Origin of the sequence: Streptomyces sp. ML-6, from assembly GCF_030116705.1 — a bacterium.
Lineage (GTDB): Bacteria > Actinomycetota > Actinomycetes > Streptomycetales > Streptomycetaceae > Streptomyces.
Genome location: NZ_JAOTIK010000001.1, coordinates 3991710 through 4008124, shown reverse-complemented (window position 1 = coordinate 4008124; position 16415 = coordinate 3991710). Strand labels below are relative to the sequence as shown.

Genomic DNA, 16415 nt, shown 5'->3' with positions numbered 1-16415 from the left:
CCTCTCGGTGACACCATGACGCCGTGACCCACGCACGGCAGCAGACCCCGCCCCGGACCACCCAGGTCATCGCGCACCGGGGCGCGTCCGAGGACGCCCCCGAGCACACCCTGGCCGCATACCGGAAGGCGATCGAGGACGGCGCCGACGCCCTGGAGTGCGATGTACGGCTCACCTCCGACGGCCATCTCGTGTGCGTGCACGACCGCCGGGTGAACCGTACGTCCAACGGCCGCGGCGCCGTCTCCGCCCTGGAGCTCTCCGAACTCGCCGCTCTCGACTTCGGGTCCTGGAAGGACCGCGAGGAGTCCCCCGACTGGGATCCGGTGCCCGGCGAGCTCACCTCCGTGCTCACCCTGGAGCGACTGCTCGAACTCGTCGTCGAGACCCGGGCCGCCGGACGCCCGCTCCAGCTGGCCGTCGAGACCAAGCACCCCACCCGCTGGGCGGGCCAGGTCGAGGAACGGCTGCTGCACCTGCTGAAGCGCTTCGGGCTCGACGACCCGCCGTCCGACGACCCCTCACCGGTGCGCGTCATGAGTTTCTCGGCGCGTTCGCTGCACCGCGTGCGGGCCGCGGCCCCCAACCTGCCCACCGTCTATCTGATGCAGTTCCTCTCGCCGCAGCTGCGCAACGGGCGACTGCCGGCCGGGGCGCGGATCGCGGGCCCGGGCATGCGGATCGTACGCAGCCACCCCGGCTACATCGAGCGGCTGCACCGCGCGGGACACCGCGTGCACGTATGGACGGTGAACGAGCCGGAGGACGTCGAGCTCTGCCTCGACCTGGGCGTCGAGGCCATCATCACCAACCGCCCGAAGCAGGTTCTGTCACAACTGGGACGCTCCTGACATCAGTTACGCGGAGTACACCGGCGCATTCGAAACGTATTCGATCGTTACGAGTGCGTCATTGGCAGACCATTGGCCGGTTTCCGGTCCAGTCCAAGGGGGCATCCACTCCGTGGCGTGGGGCAAAGGAGGTCTCGGGGGTGGCGTTGGTGGTGGCACAGGAGGTGCCCACGTCGTCGAGCATGGCCGTACCCCATGGCCCTGCAGGCGTGGGCCAGGCACGGCACCGGATGCGCGAGCAGTTGCGCAGCCACGGGGTGTCGGATTCGGTCGTCGACGATGCTGTACTGATTCTTTCCGAACTGCTCAGCAATGCCTGCCGGCACGGGAGGCCGCTGGGGCGACACACGGATGCGGGGGACGGCGACATCCGCGCCGCATGGCGCGTCGACAGAGCCGGCGGGCTGACCGTCGAGGTGACGGACGGGGGCGGCCCGACCAGACCCGTCCCGGCCACGCCTTCGGTGACGGCACGGGGCGGTCGCGGGCTCAACATCATCAGCGCGCTCGCCGACGAGTGGGGCGTACGCGACAGCTCGTCGGGAGAGGTCACGGTCTGGGTCCTCGTCAACGAGGGGCACGACCGGACGCCGTCCGGACTGCCGGGCGACCCGGTTGCCAGTAGCGGTACGCCGGGGGCCTCCGGTATCCCCGGCGTGTCTCGTACCTCGCACGTGTCGCACACGCCTCGTATCTCCCGCCCGCCTCATAAAGCGGGTGCGTCCGGGAGGTCGGGGGCTTCAGGTCGGCCGGCGGCGTCGGGCGGCGTACCGGGTGCCCCGGATCTCGACGAGCTGGGCTTCGCGGACGTCTTCGACGACGTGGGCTGAGGTCGTCGTACCGGGCGGAGGTTGTGACGTACCGGACGGAGTCCGGGGCGTACCGGGCGGAGGCTGTGGTGTACCGGGCGGACACGGCATCGGATCGGACGAACCCGGTGTCGTACCGGAGGGACCCGGTGCAGGGCCGGGCGGACACGGCATCGGATCGGACGGACCCCGCATCGGGACGCATTCCGGGTACCGGGACCGGCGGGCATCCGGGCAGATGTGCCCCCGGCTCGACACGGGCGGCTAGGCTCGCGGCCCAGACCGCACTGTCACAATCGGGAGAAAGCCCACCATGGCCAAGAAGCGCCCTCAGACCAAGGCCGGGAAGCAGCAGCTCAAGGACGGCGAGATCCCGGTGGTCGGGGCTCGCGAACCCTGCCCGTGCGGTTCGGGCCGCCGCTACAAGGCGTGTCACGGCCGCGCCGCCGCCCAGGCCGTGACCGAGCTCGTCCACCGTCCCTTCGAGGGGCTGCCCGGCGAGTGCGACTGGGTCGCCCTGCGCGAACTGGTGCCCGCCGCCACGGTCGAGCTGAAGCTGAAGGACGGGCTGCCCGAGGGCGTGCCCTCCGTGACGCTCGCGACCGTCCTGCCGATGGCGTGGCCGGCCCTGCGCCGCGACGACGGCTCGGTGCTGCTCGCCCTGCAGAACGACACCCCGTCCGGCGACCTCAGCCGCGACCTCGCGGACACGCTGCTGCGGGCCCTGGCCGTCGAGCCCGGTTCGCCCGTGGCGGCGCAGCGCGTGGCGGCCGACGGTCCGCGCCTGCAGGACGTGCTCGACCCCGGTGCGGTGTTCGAGCCCGTGCTCCATGCCGGCTTCGAGTTCTGGGTGCCGGACGCGGAGAACGCCACGCCAGAGGTGGCCGCTTCCCTGGAGCGCGCGAACGGGGCGGCGATCCCGACGACGAGGCTCGCCGGTGTGGACGCCGCCTACTGGTGCGAGACCCCGGAGAAGAACCACCTCCGCTGGGTCATGCCGCACGGCGAGGAGCAGCTCCTCGACGCGCTCGCCCGGCTGCACGCCGCCGGCAACTCCTCGCTGGGCGAAGGGACCAGGCTGGTCGGCTCCTTCCGGGCGCACGGCCTGATGGTCCCGGTCTGGGACCTGCCGAGCGCGATGGGTGCCGAGGAATGCGAGAAGCCCGCGGCCGAGTTCGCGGAACGACTGACCGCGGCGCTCGCCACGAACGCGCCCCTCACCGCCGAGGAACGCCGGGCCCGCGGCGGGCTCACCAACCGCCAAGTGACCCTCAGCTGACAGTGACGAACATCCCGCCTTATGGTGACACGCGTCACAACTAGCTGTACTCGCAGGTAAATCCCTGTCCTAATACGCGAGATCGAATTTGCGAACGGCAGATCTCTTGTTACCGTTCTGGAAGCCCGGTCGCTGGTGCATCCCCCGTCGCCAGCGACCGGGCATCCTCATTTCCGGATACGGCGCACAGCGCACGACGCGGCGCACGTACCGGCGCACGAGCCCGCACCGGTCCGCCTCGGACCCGTCGCCCTGCCCCACCGCCCGAACACCCCCGGCATTCTCGCCACTTCACCATGCGCGCCCGCCCCGCGCACCAAAAGCCGGTTCGACGCCCGACGCCCCCACCGGCGGCAACGGACCGTCCGTTCCTCGCCTCGCCCGCACGGCCCGCCCCTCGAAGCCCGCCCGGCCAGGGGCTCTCCGCACGAGGGTCCGCACGGGGTGCCGCGCACGACGGTTCCGGCCCGTATTCCGCACCCCCGCCCCCGACTTGACCCACGACCGGGGCCGTCTCCGCGCCCTCGGGGCACAAGGGCCGGGAGGGCCGGGAGGACCGGAGACCGTAATACCCGGGGGCGTCCAGGGCCCCCGACACCGGCGGACCGCACGGGAGGACCGATCGGTCTCGGACAGATACCGAACGCCGGACGATCCTCTCGCGGAGCACACCCCCTCGTGAGCCATTCCGAATAGATATTCGAAATGGCTCACGAGGGATCCGGAAAGTCCATCAGAAAGCCTTCCTTCGGAAGGCTTTGCAACGGCAGAGTTTGCATTGCTCAAGATCCGACCTGAAGGGCGCCCTCATCCGCGATATCGATCGTCGCGAGGAATCACTCGGCGTCACCTGTCGGATTCGACCGAATTCCTGACGGGTCGCCCGACATATCGACCGAATGCCTGGCCCCGGAGGTTCGGGCGGCTCATCCTTTCGTATCGGACCCCTGCGGAAAAACCGGGATTCAGACCTTCAAACCCTCCCGGACTCCCCGGCTCCCGGCCCTCGGGCCCCAATTCCGGGGCACGGGTCCTTCAGCGTTCCGGCCCGTCGGGGCCCGGACCCGTCGGAAGTGGGACCGGGCGGGGCCGGGTCCGGGTCCGGGGCGCCGGTCCCGTCCGCGCTCCGGACCCGCCGGGGCGCGGTCCCGCCTACGAGTGCGGTGCGCCCGCCGGACGCACCGCACCCCGACTGCAAAGCCCTTGCCCTCAGTACACAAGTCAGTACGCGAGTCAGTACGCGAGTCAGTACGCGAGTCGGCTTCCGCCGCCCGGGGCGCTGCTGCTCGCCTCGACCAGCGCTTCGAGCACCGTCCCCACATCCGGCAGCCACGGCGCGGCGGCCCCGGAGGCGGAACCCTCCCCGCGCAAGGACGACCGGGAACCACGGGAGGACGACCCGGAGTCATCCGAGGACGACCGGGAACCGCTCGACGGCACCAGGGGGTCGGCGGCCGGGGCCCGCTCCCAGCGCACCTGCCCCGTCCCCACCTCGGACGGCGGCAGGACGAGATAGCCGCCCTCGCTGTGGAACCGCAGCGAACTGGGCACCCGGTCCTGGGCGTACAGCAGCTCGCCGAGCCGTTCGAGGGTGTAGGGAGCGACCAGCAGGGACCACCGGGTCGGCGTCGCCACCACCGGCCCGAGCCGCACCCCCATCCGGTCCAGCTCCGCCAGCGCGCGGGCACCGGCCACGGCCGGCAGGCTCAGCGCGCACGGGGCGCGCCCGCCGGTGGCCAGGACGATCGGCGCGGCGGGCCGGTTGGTCCACCACCAGCGCACCATGCGCTCATCGGTGGTCGCCGCGAGGAGATCGGGATCGAAGGGGTGCGCGCCGGGCACGGCGCACTCGGGATCGGGACAGGCGCAGCCCCGGCCACGGTCGCCGCGACCACCGGCCGCGGCGAGTCCCACTCCGGGAAGCACGGGCCACCCCCATGCCGTGGCACAGGTCAGGGCCGCGTCGAGCCGGGCGGGCCTTCCCCCGCGCCGGAACCGGAGCCTGCGTCGCCTTCCGAGGATCTCGCGCATGAGCGCTCGTTCCTTTCCGTTGAACGCCGAGGGTCCACATCACACCACGGGTGCGTTGCCGTACGTGTGCATCAATTCACCGTGCGTACATGCTTCTCGTGTCCGCGGTACGGAAGGTTCGTCGTACCGGGCACGGGCCGAGCCGAGTCGTGCAGGGGCGATACGGGTCGGGACGCGGAACATGGCGGGGGAGCGGCGCATGCTCGCGCCTGCTGTCCCAGGGTGCAAACCCCGCCACTCGGGGGTGGGGACGTGACCGTCACATGAGAGGACGTTCGGGCCCGCTGCCGGGTTCCGGGGCGATCAGAACTGCCCCCGACCATCATTGATTACGTACCCAGCATGCCCGAAATGACGCTCTCTCCGGGACTTCACCCCGAGAACACCCCCTTGTCGAGCAGACCCAGTCGACCTCAAACGCCTGTCGCAAGGTGCGTTTTTTGGCCAACTTAGCAGCCGATCGGACACCGCAAAACCCGTAGGGACAATGCTGGACATCGCCTCACTTCTGCGTGTACATCTGGTGCACGTGTACATGCGGATGCACTGATAACGGCGCAGAATGACATGGGGGTTCGCGATGCTATTCCATGAAACGCGCCGGTCGGAAAGCCTACAGCCATGAGTACCCCACGCCTGCCGAGAATGGCTGGAATCGATCCCACAGTTCCGGTTTCAACACACACTGCCGGGTCTTCGCCCGAGGTGTCGCCCGCTCCGGGTGCCTTCATCCAGGACCGCCTCGCCGGCTGGGTCTCCGATCTCACCACCCTTCACGAACTCACCGAGCGGCTGGCCGGCACCGGCACGCTCGACGACGCGCTCCACGAACTGCTGGAAGCCGGAGCCGCCCTGGTCGGCGCCCGCCGCGGCCTGGTCGTCCTCGAACCCTCCGACCACCGCGGCCCCGTCAGCACCATCGGCCTCGGCCTCGCCCACTCCGAGCTCGGGCACATCGAGACGGTGCCGCGCAGCGTCACCTCCCACGGCCGGATCCTGGAAGGGTTCCCGGACGCCGAGAGCGCGCTGATCACCCCCGATCTGCTCGGCGACACCAGCCTGGACCCGCGCCGCCGCGAGGTCGCCGCCCGTCTCGGATACGCGGCCAGCTACGCCCTGCCGCTCACCGCCGGGGCGACCGGCAGGCTCGGCGCGGCCGTCTGGCTGTACGACGAACCCGCCGAGCCGCTGGAACGCCAGCGCCACCTCGTCGGCCTCTACGCCGCGTACGCGGGCGAGCACCTGGCCAGGCTGCTGGAGCTGGAGCGGGCCAGGGCCGACCTCGCCACCATCTCGGAGGAGCTGCTGCCCACCCGGATGCCCCGGGTGCCCGGCGTGCAGTTGGCCGCCCGCCACCACAAGGCGCCCCGGGGCGGCGGCGACTGGTACGACGCGCTGGCCCTGCCCGAGGGCGCGCTCGGTCTCGCCGTGGGTTCGGTGAGCGGCTCCGGGCCCGACGCCCTGGCCGCCTCGGGACGGCTGCGGGCCGGGCTGCGGGCGTACGCGGTGATGGAGGGCGAGGACCCGGTCGCCGTGCTCTCCGATCTGGAACTGCTGCTGCGGCTCACCGAGCCGGCCCGCTCCGCGACCGCCCTGTTCGCCTACTGCGAACCGGCCCGGCGCAAGATACTGCTGGCCGGGGCCGGACACGCCCCGCCGCTCGTCGTCGGTGAGCGGCGCACCGAATTCGTGGAGACCTCCGTCTCCGCGCCGCTGGGCATGCTCGCCTGCTGGGAGGCGCCCAGCGTGGAGATCGCCCCCGCAGAAGGCGAAACCGTTCTGCTCTACACCGACGGGATGCTGCGCCGGACCAGCGGCTCCACGGACCGGGCGTTCGCGCGGCTCCACTCGGCGGCGGCGTCCGTGCCGAAGGCGCTGCGCCACGACCCCGGTTCCGTCGCCGACCACGTGCTGCGCGCCGTGCTGCCGGACGGGCTCGACCGGTCCGGCGACACGGAGGACGTGGCCCTGCTGGCCGCGCGCTTCGACTGAGCCCGCGCACGCCCCGCGGCTTCCCCGCTTCCCCGCGGCTTCCCGCATACGCCCCGCAGCTTCCCCGCGCCTCCCCGCACCCGTCCTGCGGCTTCCCCCGCACGCCCCGTGTGCGCCCCGCGTGCGCCCCGGGCCTCCCCTGTTTCTCCCCGTCCTCGCCGGTCCGGCCCGGTCGGCCCCTCCCCCGCCCCGGCCGTGTAACAGGTCTTCCGCCCCTGTGCCCCCTTCCGTACGCCCGTACGATGGACGGGGTCCAGTGTCGTATCAAGGAGAGACAAGTCGTGGCTGAGGAGCTCACCCCGGAGAACCCGGAGACCGAAGAAGAGCAGGCTGTCAAGCAGCGGAAGAACGGCCTGTACCCGGGCGTCTCCGACGAACTCGCCGCGAACATGAAGTCCGGTTGGGCCGACACCGAACTCCACGGCCTCGAACCGATCGCCCAGGCCGCCCACACGGCCGCCCGCCGCGCCGCGCTCTCCGCGCGCTTCCCCGGCGAGCGCCTGGTCATCCCCGCGGGCAACCTGAAGACCCGCTCCAATGACACCGAGTACGCCTTCCGCGCCTCCACCGAGTACGCGTACCTCACGGGCGACCAGACCCAGGACGGCGTCCTCGTCCTGGAGCCGACCGCGGACGGCCACGAGGCCACCATCCACCTGCTGCCGCGCTCCAACCGCGAGAACGGCGAGTTCTGGCTCGACGGCCAGGGCGAGCTGTGGGTCGGCCGGCGCCACTCCCTCACCGAGGCCGAGCAGCTGCTGGGCATCCCGGCGAAGGACGTGCGCGAGCTCCCGGCCGCGCTGGCCGAGGCCACCGGCCCGGTCCGCAACGTCCGCGGCCACGACGCCGGCATCGAGGCCGCGCTGACCGACAAGGTCACCGCGGAGCGAGACGAGGAGCTGCGCGTCTTCCTCTCCGAGGCCCGGCTGGTCAAGGACGACTTCGAGATCGCCGAGCTGCAGAAGGCGTGCGACGCCACCGCGCGCGGCTTCGAGGACGTCGTGAAGGTCCTCGACAAGGCCGAGGCGACGAGCGAGCGCTACATCGAGGGCACCTTCTTCCTGCGCGCCCGCATCGAGGGCAACGACATCGGCTACGGCTCGATCTGCGCCGCCGGTCCGCACGCCACCACCCTGCACTGGGTGCGCAACGACGGCCCGGTGCGCTCCGGCGAGCTGCTGCTGCTCGACGCCGGTGTGGAGACCAACGACCTCTACACCGCCGACGTGACCCGCACCCTCCCGATCAACGGCACGTTCACCCCGCTCCAGCGGAAGATCTACGACGCGGTGTACGAGGCCCAGGAGGCGGGCATCGCGGCCGTCAAGCCCGGCGCCGCCTACCGCGACTTCCACGACGCCGCGCAGCGGGTCCTCGCCGAGAAGCTCGTCGAGTGGGGCCTGCTGGGCGACCTGTCCGTGGACAAGGTCCTGGAGCTGGGCCTGCAGCGCCGCTGGACGCTGCACGGCACCGGTCACATGCTCGGCATGGACGTGCACGACTGCGCCGCCGCCCGCACCGAGACGTATGTGAACGGCACGCTGGAGCCCGGCGTCTGCCTCACCGTCGAGCCCGGCCTGTACTTCCAGGCCGACGACCTGACCGTGCCGGAGGAGTACCGGGGCATCGGCGTCCGGATCGAGGACGACATCCTCGTCACCGAGGACGGCAACCGGAACCTCTCCGACAAGCTGCCGCGCCGGGCCGACGAGGTCGAGGCGTGGATGGCCGGGCTGAAGGGCTGATCCCGCACCGGTCCGGCGAGGACCGGGGGAAACCTCGGAAGGACGCCCTGCTCAGGACACCATGAGCAGGGCGTCCTTCCGCCATTTCAGGACCTTGTCGAAGCTGACGACGGCGCCGCGACCGGGGCGGTTGCCGAAGTGGACGTGGTCGGCGAGCTGCTCGATCAGACACAGGCCCCGCCCGTCCTCGGCGCTGAGCGAGGGGTACTGCGGGGAGAACTCGCACGGCTGCGCCTCGTACGACTCGTACGGCTGCGCCTCGTACGACTCGTACGGCTGCGCCTCGCACGGTTGCGGTCCGTGCCGCTCCGCAGAGGTGCCGGACGGCTGCCGGGCGGGGAAGCCGGGGCCCGAGTCCGCGACCTCGATGCGGCACTTCTCGCCGTCCAGGTAAGCGGTGACCCGGTACTGCCCGGAGGCCGATCCGGGCAGCTCGTCCCACACGTCCCACGGGTCGAGGGCGACACTCCGGCCCTCCCGGATCTCCCGGTCCTCCGCGTCCCGGTGGTCGCCACCGTGCTCGACGGCGTTCGCACAGGCCTCGCTGAGCGCGAGCGACAGGTCGAAGGAGATGTCCGGGTCCACCCCCGCGGTCTCCATCGTCCCCAACAGGAAGCGGCGGGCGAGCGGAACGCTCGCGGCCTCACGCCGCAGATGGAGGGACCACCAGATGCTCATGCTCCAGCCTCCTGGCCGCGGCTCGACATACCGATACCTGTATTGCCGCACCGCACCGTTCGTAAGCACGGACCGGATGTGAGACCGCTCATTCGGCGGATGGCCGTGCTCCGCGCGCCCGTGTATGCCGGACCGGTGTCCCGACCGCCGTACCCCGGCCGCCCCACCCCGATCGACGTGCCCGGCCGTCGCGCCCGGTCGTGGTTCCGCACGGCGCCCGGCTGTGGTTCCGGCGCGGTCGTGCGCGGCACCGGGACGGGTCCGGGGGCGCGGTCGGTACGGATCCGGGGCGGATCCAGAGGGGCCCACGGGGGGTCTGGTGCGTGGCCGTACGGATCAGGCCGAACCGGGGCGACCTTCCGGACCTGCCGTTCCCGGGCGCGGGGCCCGGTGCGATGATGGCTGCGCCATGTCTATGCCTGTCGCACGCGCCGGAGCCGGTCTGCGGCTCCTGAGGGCCGCGGTGTTCACCGCGGTCTGTGTCGCGCTGTCCGCGGCAGGCCACTCCCTCGCCTCGTACGCGGCCGTCCCCTGGTGGACGCTGCTCGCCGGGTTCCTGGGAATCCTCGCGCTGACGGTGCCGCTCGCCGGACGCGAGCGTTCGCTGTCGGCCATCGCCACCGCGCTGGTCGGGGGGCAGATCGCCCTGCACACCCTCTTCGGCGTGGGCACGCACAGCGCCCCGGCGCGCACCGGGGCGGGCGACGACGCGTTGATCCGGTTCGCGGCGAGCCTCGTGTGCGGGGCGGGCCCGGACCGGCTGAACGCCGCCGACGCCCACCGCATCGTCACCACCGCCGGCATCGACCCGGCGGCGGTGGCGGGCGACGGCCAGCAGCACCTGGCCTCCGTGTCCGGCGCTCAGGCGGCCGGCCTCGCCGCGCTGCTGCCCAGCCTGCCCATGCTGCTCGGCCACCTGCTGGCCGCCACCGTCACGGGCTGGCTGCTGCGACGCGGCGAGATCGCCCTGTTCCGGCTGGTCCGGCTGTCCGCGCACGGCGCCCAGCAGTTCGCGGCCGGGGCCCGGCTGCGCGCCCTGCGCACCGCGCTCGCCCTGGTCAACGCCCTGCGCGCCGGGCTTCCCGGCGGCCCGACGACCGGGCCGCGCGTCGCCCGTACCGAGGCCGACGCCCCGGCACCCGCCGCCGGGGACCCCCTGCAGCACCTGGTGATCAGGCGCGGTCCGCCCCCCGCGTACGCGCTCGCAGCCTGACGCGACACCCACCACCGGCGTACGCACGCCCCGGGACGCGGACCTCTCCGCGCCGTACCGGCCATCAGTGCGCACCCCGTACCCGGGGAAGAGGTGTCGCGATGCCGTCGCGCACCCGCGCGCCGGGCCACCTTCCCCCGTGCTTCCGTGGAGTGATCCCTGTCATGAACGTTTCCCGCATCGCCCTCGCCGGCGGTCTCGCCGCCTCCGCCGTCCTCGTCCTCGCCGGTACGGCCTCCGCGCACGTCAGCGTGCAGCCGCAGGGCGAGGCCGCCAAGGGCGGCTACGCCACCGTCAACTTCAAGGTCCCCAACGAGCGCGACGACGCCTCGACGATCAAGGTCGAGGTCAACTTCCCGACCGACCACCCGCTGGCCTCCGTCATGCCGCAGGCCGTGCCTGGCTGGAACATCGAGGTCACCAGGAGCAAGCTGGCCAAGCCACTGGAGATGCACGGCCAGAAGATCAACGAGGCCGTCTCCAAGGTCACCTGGACCGCCGAGGGGGACAAGGACGAGCGCGGCATCCGCCCCGGCGCCTTCCAGCAGTTCCCGCTCTCCCTCGGCCAGCTCCCCGAGGACTCCGACCAGATGGTGTTCAAGGCCATCCAGACGTACGACAACAAGGAGATCGTCCGCTGGATCGAGGAGCCGAAGGAAGGCGCCGACGAGCCCGAGAGCCCGGCGCCCGTCCTCGCGCTGACCGAGGCGGCCGACGGTGGGCACGGCGCGTCCGCCGACTCCAAGAACACCGACCGGGCGGCCGACAAGCAGACCGCGGCCGACTCGGACACGTCCTCCAGCGACACCACGGCCCGCGTCCTCGGCATCGTCGGCATCGTCGTCGGTATCGCCGGAGTCGCCTTCGGCGTCCTCGCCGGCCGCCGCCGCAACGCCTGATCCAGGAGGGTCGTACCGCCTGATCCGGGAGTCGTATCGCCTGATCCTGGCCCGTACCGCCCGATCCGGGGGTCGCACCGTCTGATCAGGGGAGGACATCCCCTGGCCCGGGGCTCCGCGCAGCCGGGGCCCATCCGTCCACTGTCCCGTCCGGAGTCCTGATCCGTCCGGAACCCCGCATCAGCCGGGGTTCCGGGCGCCCCGGAGCCCCACCCGTCCCACCAACCCTCAGGAAACAGTGCTCCATGCATAGCCCCATGCGTAAGAAAACGATGCTGGTCGCGGCGTTCGTCACCGCGGCGGCGCTCACCCTGTCCGCCTGCGGCAGCAGCGACGACGGTGCCGAGAAGCCCATCGCCGACGTGTCGGTCCAGCCGAAGACCAAGGCCGCGACCGTCCTCGACCAGCCGTTCACCAAGCCGGACCTCGTCCTCACCGACACCCACGGCAAGAAGTACGACCTCCGTGAGCAGACCAAGGGCAAGCCGACGCTGATCTACTTCGGCTACACCAACTGCCCCGACGTCTGCCCGCTCATCATGAGCAACATCGCCATCGCCAAGAAGGCGCTGCCCAAGGCCGACCAGGACAACCTCCGGGTCGTCTTCGTGACCACCGACCCCGAGCGGGACACCCCGTCCTCGCTCGGCAGCTGGCTCAAGGCCCAGGACCCCTCCTTCATCGGCCTCACCGGCGAATTCCCCGCCATCCAGGCGGGCGCCCGCCAGATCGGCATCGGCATCGACGCGCCGAAGAAGGAGAAGGACGGCACCGTCGTCTCGATGCACGGCTCCCAGGTCATCGCCTTCTCCCCGAAGACCGACAAGGGCTACCTCGTCTACAGCGAGGACACCTCGCCCGACGACTACACCAAGGACCTCCCCAAGATCGTCAAGGGGGAGAACCCGTGAACCGCCGCACCGCCCTCGCCGGCGTCGTCGCCCTCGCCACCGGGCTGGCGCTGGCGGGATGTTCCACGTCGGACAGTGCGCCCCGACTGAAGGTGACCGGCGCGTTCATGCCGCAGCCCGTCGGCGACATGGCGGCCGGCTTCCTCGTCGTGAAGAACGACGGCGGGACGTCCGACCGGCTCACCTCCGTCACCAGCCCGCTCTCGGACGACGTCACGATCCACGAGACGAAGAACCAGGCCATGCGCATGGTGAAGTCCTTCGAGGTGCCCGCGGGCGGCGAACTGGACCTGGAGCGCGGCGGAAACCACATCATGTTCATGAAACTCAAGCAGCGGCCCGAGCAGGGCGAGAAGGTGTCCATAGAGCTGCACTTCGAGAAGGCCGACCCGATCAAGGTCGACCTTCCCGTGAAGGAGACCACCTACAACCCGAAGAAGCAGTGAGGGACTGACTCGTCATGACAGCCACCGCCCCGCACTTCGGGCCTTCCCCGTCCGCTTCCGCCGTACGCCGCCCCCTCGCCGCGGCCGCGCTCCTCGTCGCCCTCGTCGGCACGGTGCTCGCCCTGCTGCTGGGCGGCGCCGGCCCGGTGTCCGCGCATGCCGCGCTCACCGGGAGCGACCCGCAGGACGGGGCGGTGGTCGCCACCGCTCCCAAGGAGGTCACGCTCACCTTCTCCGAACAGATCGCCCTCGGCAGCGACTCCATCCGGATCCTGGACCCCGACGGCAAGCGCGCCGACACCGGCACCGCACCGCGTGACCTGGGGAGCGGCTCTCTCGTGAAGTACGGCGTCCGGCTGCACGCCGGACTGCCCGACGGCACGTACACCGTCGCCTGGCAGGCCGTGTCCGCGGACAGCCACCCCGTGTCCGGCGCCTTCACCTTCTCCGTGGGCGCGCCCTCGGAAACCACCGTCGTGCTCCCGGCGGACCAGGCCGGGGGCGGGGTCGTCGGCGTCCTCTACGGCATCGCGCGCTACGCCGCGTACGCCGGTTTCGTCCTGCTGGCCGGCGGCTCCGCCTTCGTGCTCGCCTGCTGGCGGCGCGGGGCGGGGGCGCGTCCGCTCCAGCGTCTGGTCGCGCACGGCTGGCTGACCCTCACTGTCTCCACCCTGGTCATGCTGCTCCTGCGCAGCCCGTACACCGGTTCCGGGAAGCTCGCGGACGCCTTCGACCTCGACGGTCTGAAGGCCGTGCTCGACACCAAGCCCGGCGCGGCGCTCGTCTCCCGGCTGCTGCTGCTCGGCGCCTCCGCGCTCTTCGTCGCCGTGCTGTTCGGCGCGTACGCGAAGCGCGAGGACGAACGCGAGAAGAAGGACCTCACCTTCGGGCTGGCCATCGGCGGCACGGTGATCGCGGCGGGCATCGCCGGGACCTGGGCGCTCGCCGAGCACGCCTCGGCCGGCCTCCAGCCCGGCATCGCCATGCCGGTCGACGTGCTCCACCTGCTGGCCGTCGCCGCCTGGCTGGGTGGTCTCGTCGCCCTGCTGGTGGCGCTCCACCGGACCCCCGACCTCGACGCGACGGCCGTACGGCGCTTCTCCCGCGTCGCGTTCGGCAGCGTGCTCGTGCTCACCGCGACCGGGATCTACCAGTCCTGGCGCCAGGTCGGCACCTGGTCCGCCCTCACCGGCACCGCGTACGGGCAGCTGCTGCTCGTGAAGGTGGGGCTGGTCGGTGCCCTCGTCGCGATCGCCTTCTTCTCACGCCGCTGGACGGCGCGGCTGATCACGAGCGGGACGAAGGCGGACGGGACCGGGGCCGGGGCCGGGGCGGAGGAGACCGAGGCGGGCGGAGCCGGAGCCAGGTCCGATGAGTCCGCAGCCGATGAGTCCGGAGCCGATGAGGCGGGGGCGGACGGAGCCGAGGCGGACAAGGCTGGGACCGTCACGGCGGTCGAGGACTCGGGGCCGATGGCGGCGACCGAGGGCTCGGGCCCGGCGACGGACGGTGCGGAGGACCCCGTACGGGCTGCTCAACTCGCCCGGCAGCGGGCCGCGGTGACCACTGCCCGGAAGAAGCGGATCCGCGACGCCGCCCCGGAGCGGTCCGGGCTGCGGCGTTCGGTGCTGGCGGAAGTCGGGGTCGCGGTGGCGCTGCTGGCGGTGACGACCGTGCTGACCTCGACCGAGCCCGCCCGCACGGAGGAGGAGGCCCGGGCGGCCACGAGGGCGGAGGCCCCCGCATCCGCGGGCCCGGTCAACCTGACGCTGCCCTTCGACACCGGCGGCGAGAAGGGCAAGGGGACGGTGCGGATGGACATCGACCCCGGCCGCACCGGCGCCAACGAACTCCACATCTGGATCGACGGCACCGACAAGAAGCCCATGGACGTCCCCGAACTGAAGATCGCCTTCACCCTGAAGTCCAAGGACATCGGCCCGCTCCCCGTCCTGCCCAATCGGCTCGCCGAGGGGCACTGGACCGCGAGCGGCGTCCAGATCCCGATGGCGGGCGACTGGAAGGTCTCGGTGACCGTCCGCACGTCGGACATCGATCAGACGACCGTCGACAAGAACGTGAAGATCGGCTGAGCAGGGATCGTGAGCGGAAACAGCAGGAACAGCGGAAGCAGCAGAAAGAGCCCCGCCGGTCGCGCGGATGGCGGAAGCGCGGCCGGGAACGCCGCCGTCCCGGGCAGCGAAAGCAACCATGCACGCGGGAGCGAGCGCCCGGACGGGGGCGGAGGCCCGGGCAGGGTCTCGGGCGGGAAAGCGGAGGCCGGAGGGCGCGGCGGCGGTGCCGTCTCCCGGCGGCGGCTGCTCGGCAGCGCGGGCGCGGCCGGGGCGGCCGGGCTCGTGCTGGGCGCGGCGGGCGGTGCGACGGGCTATGCCGCGACCAGGCCCGAGGAGCCGACCGCGCTGACCGCGGTCGGTTCCACCAAGGTGATGTTTCACGGGAAACATCAACCGGGAATCACCACTCCGCTTCAGGCGCGCGGCCATCTCGTCGCCTTCGACCTGGTTCCGGGGGCCGGGCGGAAGGAAGCGATCGCCCTGATGCGCCGCTGGTCGGACACGGCCCGGCGGCTGATGGCGGGCGAGCCCGTCGGCGGCGCGGCGGAGGGCGCCACCCATGACACCGGGATCGCGCTGGACGCCGGGCCGTCCTCGCTGACCGTCACCTTCGGCTTCGGCCGGACCTTCTTCGAACGCACGGGCCTGACCGACCGTCGGCCACCGGGGCTCGACCCGCTGCCGCCCTTCTCCTCCGACCACATCGACGCCAAGCGCTCCGAGGGCGACCTCTGGGTCCAGATCGGCGCCGACGACGCGCTCGTCGCCTTCCACGCGCTGCGCGCCGTGCAGAAGGACGCCACCCCCGCCGCCCGGGTCCGCTGGCAGATGAACGGCTTCAACCGGGCACCCGGCGCCACCGCACGGCCGATGACCGCCCGCAACCTGATGGGCCAGATCGACGGCACCGGCAACCCGAAGCCGACCGAGAGCGACTTCGACCGGCGCGTCTTCGTCCCCGGCGGGACCGAGGCGAAGTACGACTGGCTCGCGGGCGGCTCGTACGCGGTCGTGCGCCGGATCAGGATGCTGCTCGACGACTGGGAGAAGCTCCCGGTGCAGCGCCAGGAGCAGGTCATAGGGCGCCGGAAGAAGGACGGCGCCCCGCTGAGCGGCGGCACCGAGACCACCCCGATGGACCTCGAGAAGGCAGGCCCCGACGGCAGGCTCCTGATCCCGGACAACGCCCACGCCCGGATCTCCTCCCCCGAGAAGAACAGCGGCGCGGCCATGCTGCGGCGCCCCTTCTCGTACCACGACGGCATCTCGTCCGACGGTGTTCCGGACGCCGGGCTGCTGTTCATCTGCTGGCAGGCGGATCCGCTGCGCGGGTTCGTCCCGGTGCAGCGGAAACTGGACCGGGGCGATGCCCTCTCGCCGTTCATCCGGCACGAGGCCAGCGGCCTGTTCGCGGTGCCGGGAGGTGCGGCGGACGGCGAGTACGTGGGGCAACGGCTCCTGGAGTCCTGAGCCGGCGGGCGCATTA

The 16415-nt window shown here is 71.9% G+C and carries 13 protein-coding genes; 11 read left to right on the top strand and 2 right to left on the bottom strand.

What is annotated here, in order from left to right:
* The first annotated feature begins 23 nt into the window (after nucleotides 1-23).
* From OCT49_RS17700 to OCT49_RS17690, 3 genes are all read left to right on the top strand, one after another.
* Nucleotides 24-851: a glycerophosphodiester phosphodiesterase gene (locus OCT49_RS17700; protein ID WP_283852856.1), complete on the top strand. Its 828-nt coding sequence runs from the start codon at nucleotides 24-26 to the stop codon at nucleotides 849-851.
* Between the two features lie 230 nt (nucleotides 852-1081).
* A complete protein-coding gene (locus tag OCT49_RS17695; protein WP_502963476.1) occupies nucleotides 1082-1681 on the top strand; it encodes an ATP-binding protein in 600 nt (199 codons plus the stop codon).
* Between the two features lie 292 nt (nucleotides 1682-1973).
* Nucleotides 1974-2939, top strand: a complete 966-nt coding sequence (locus OCT49_RS17690) for a DUF5926 family protein (RefSeq protein WP_283852855.1) — start codon at nucleotides 1974-1976, stop codon at nucleotides 2937-2939.
* Nucleotides 2940-4184: 1245 nt separating this feature from the next.
* Here the strand turns inward: OCT49_RS17690 and OCT49_RS17685 are convergent.
* A complete protein-coding gene (locus OCT49_RS17685) occupies nucleotides 4185-4970 on the bottom strand; it encodes a bifunctional DNA primase/polymerase (RefSeq protein WP_283852854.1) in 786 nt (261 codons plus the stop codon).
* A 645-nt stretch (nucleotides 4971-5615) separates the two neighbouring features.
* Between OCT49_RS17685 and OCT49_RS17680 the strand changes: the two genes are divergently transcribed.
* Both OCT49_RS17680 and OCT49_RS17675 read left to right on the top strand, forming a co-directional pair.
* Nucleotides 5616-6962 carry a PP2C family protein-serine/threonine phosphatase gene (locus OCT49_RS17680; RefSeq protein WP_349632828.1) on the top strand — a complete coding sequence of 449 codons (1347 nt, stop codon included), beginning with the start codon at nucleotides 5616-5618 and terminating at the stop codon, nucleotides 6960-6962.
* Nucleotides 6963-7243: 281 nt separating this feature from the next.
* Entirely contained in the window at nucleotides 7244-8707 is a 1464-nt protein-coding gene (locus OCT49_RS17675) for an aminopeptidase P family protein (protein WP_283852852.1), read from the top strand.
* Between the two features lie 51 nt (nucleotides 8708-8758).
* Here the strand turns inward: OCT49_RS17675 and OCT49_RS17670 are convergent, their stop codons facing one another.
* Nucleotides 8759-9385: an ATP-binding protein gene (locus tag OCT49_RS17670; RefSeq protein WP_283852851.1), complete on the bottom strand. Its 627-nt coding sequence runs from the start codon at nucleotides 9383-9385 to the stop codon at nucleotides 8759-8761.
* 409 nt (nucleotides 9386-9794) lie between these two features.
* Here OCT49_RS17670 and OCT49_RS17665 point away from each other — a divergent pair, with 409 nt between their 5' ends.
* From OCT49_RS17665 to efeB, 6 genes are all read left to right on the top strand, one after another.
* Nucleotides 9795-10598, top strand: coding sequence for a hypothetical protein (locus OCT49_RS17665; RefSeq protein ID WP_283852850.1), 804 nt, complete (start codon nucleotides 9795-9797; stop codon nucleotides 10596-10598).
* Nucleotides 10599-10762: 164 nt separating this feature from the next.
* Nucleotides 10763-11497: a YcnI family copper-binding membrane protein gene (locus OCT49_RS17660; protein WP_283852849.1), complete on the top strand. Its 735-nt coding sequence runs from the start codon at nucleotides 10763-10765 to the stop codon at nucleotides 11495-11497.
* Nucleotides 11498-11754: 257 nt separating this feature from the next.
* Nucleotides 11755-12408 (top strand): SCO family protein, encoded by a 654-nt coding sequence (locus OCT49_RS17655; RefSeq protein ID WP_283852848.1) that lies wholly within the window; start codon nucleotides 11755-11757, stop codon nucleotides 12406-12408.
* Entirely contained in the window at nucleotides 12405-12854 is a 450-nt protein-coding gene (locus OCT49_RS17650; protein ID WP_283852847.1) for a copper chaperone PCu(A)C, read from the top strand. Before OCT49_RS17655 ends, OCT49_RS17650 begins: the two co-directional genes overlap by 4 nt.
* Before the next feature lie 14 nt (nucleotides 12855-12868).
* Complete coding sequence (locus tag OCT49_RS17645) at nucleotides 12869-14947, top strand: copper resistance CopC/CopD family protein (RefSeq protein ID WP_283852846.1); 2079 nt, start codon at nucleotides 12869-12871, stop codon at nucleotides 14945-14947.
* Nucleotides 14948-15172: 225 nt separating this feature from the next.
* Entirely contained in the window at nucleotides 15173-16399 is a 1227-nt protein-coding gene (efeB, locus tag OCT49_RS17640; RefSeq protein WP_502963475.1) for an iron uptake transporter deferrochelatase/peroxidase subunit, read from the top strand.
* Nucleotides 16400-16415 lie beyond the last annotated feature (16 nt).

What these genes read in the sequence shown, in the direction of transcription:
- OCT49_RS17680 (WP_349632828.1), top strand. Translation starts at nt 5,616, where the DNA reads ATGGCTGGAATCGATCCCACAGTTCCGGTTTCAACACACACTGCCGGG.
- OCT49_RS17660 (WP_283852849.1), top strand. Translation starts at nt 10,763, where the DNA reads ATGAACGTTTCCCGCATCGCCCTCGCCGGCGGTCTCGCCGCCTCCGCC.
- OCT49_RS17695 (WP_502963476.1), top strand. Translation starts at nt 1,082, where the DNA reads ATGCGCGAGCAGTTGCGCAGCCACGGGGTGTCGGATTCGGTCGTCGAC.
- OCT49_RS17670 (WP_283852851.1), bottom strand. Translation starts at nt 9,385, where the DNA reads ATGAGCATCTGGTGGTCCCTCCATCTGCGGCGTGAGGCCGCGAGCGTT.
- OCT49_RS17690 (WP_283852855.1), top strand. Translation starts at nt 1,974, where the DNA reads ATGGCCAAGAAGCGCCCTCAGACCAAGGCCGGGAAGCAGCAGCTCAAG.
- OCT49_RS17655 (WP_283852848.1), top strand. Translation starts at nt 11,755, where the DNA reads ATGCGTAAGAAAACGATGCTGGTCGCGGCGTTCGTCACCGCGGCGGCG.
- OCT49_RS17685 (WP_283852854.1), bottom strand. Translation starts at nt 4,970, where the DNA reads ATGCGCGAGATCCTCGGAAGGCGACGCAGGCTCCGGTTCCGGCGCGGG.
- OCT49_RS17645 (WP_283852846.1), top strand. Translation starts at nt 12,869, where the DNA reads ATGACAGCCACCGCCCCGCACTTCGGGCCTTCCCCGTCCGCTTCCGCC.
- OCT49_RS17665 (WP_283852850.1), top strand. Translation starts at nt 9,795, where the DNA reads ATGTCTATGCCTGTCGCACGCGCCGGAGCCGGTCTGCGGCTCCTGAGG.